The 1,094-nt window shown below is 56.9% G+C and carries 1 protein-coding gene; it reads left to right on the plus strand.

Annotation, left to right across the window (positions count from 1 at the left end):
* Positions 1–948, plus strand: a 948-nt coding sequence (locus V6D20_25030) for an aminotransferase class III-fold pyridoxal phosphate-dependent enzyme (GenBank protein ID HEY9819046.1), incomplete at its 5' end; no start/stop codon positions are given.
* Positions 949–1,094: the final 146 nt, after the last annotated feature.

The raw sequence follows: 1,094 nt of genomic DNA on the forward strand, positions 1-1,094 counted from the left end.
CACTCCTGCGCCGATCGCGCCTTTTTCTGCAATTCTGGTGCCGAAGCCAACGAAGGAGCCATTAAGCTCGCCCGCAAATATGCCCATACCGTCTTGGGCATTGAGGAGCCGGTGATTCTCACAGCCCAAGCCAGCTTCCACGGTCGTACCCTAGCCACCATTACCGCCACAGGCCAGCCCAAATACCAAAAGAACTTCAGCCCCCTCGTCCCCGGCTTCCACTACGTCCCCTACAACGATATTCAGGCCCTAGAGCAGGCGATCGCTGACCTTGACCAAGGTGAGCGGCGGGTGGCAGCCATCATGCTGGAGGCCCTACAAGGCGAAGGCGGAGTACGCCCTGGAGACCTGGCATATTTCCAACGCGTGCGAGAATTGTGCGATCAAAAAGGCATCCTGCTGATCTTGGATGAAGTGCAGGTGGGCATGGGGCGATCGGGCCGCTATTGGGGCTACGAAAACCTAGGGATTGAGCCAGATATCTTTACCTCGGCCAAGGGCTTGGGCGGCGGTGTGCCCATCGGTGCATTACTCTGCAAAGCCCACTGTGATGTATTCCAGCCTGGCGATCATGCCAGCACCTTTGGCGGCAATCCCTTGGTCTGCACGGTGGCCCTCGCTGTCTGCCAAACGCTAGAGCAAAACAATATTCTCGCCAATGTTGTGGCTAGGGGTGAGCAATTGCGGGCAGGGCTGAAAGCGATCGCCCAAACCTATCCCCATCTCATCCATGAGGTGCGAGGCTGGGGGCTAATCAACGGCTTGCAGATTACCGACGACAGCGACTTGACCTCCGTCGCCATCGTTAAAGCGGCCATTGATGAAGGTGTGCTGCTGGTGCCAGCCGGGCCCAAAGTGGTGCGGTTTGTGCCACCCTTGATCGTCAGCGAAGCCGAGATCGATCAGGCTCTCAATGCCGTCCGTCGAGCGATCGCGTCCCTCATCTAAACGTGATATCAAGTCCGCTTAATCAACCACACTTAGCATTGAAACGCCTTCCACCAATGGAACTGGGTCAAGCCTGAGATAAAGTCGGTAAGGTTCAGGAGTTGTACACAGCGCCGCTCTACCCGTTCCAGTAGGTCATCAAGCGT

Source organism: Candidatus Obscuribacterales bacterium (assembly GCA_036703605.1).
In the GTDB taxonomy this organism is placed as follows: Bacteria; Cyanobacteriota; Cyanobacteriia; order RECH01; family RECH01; genus RECH01.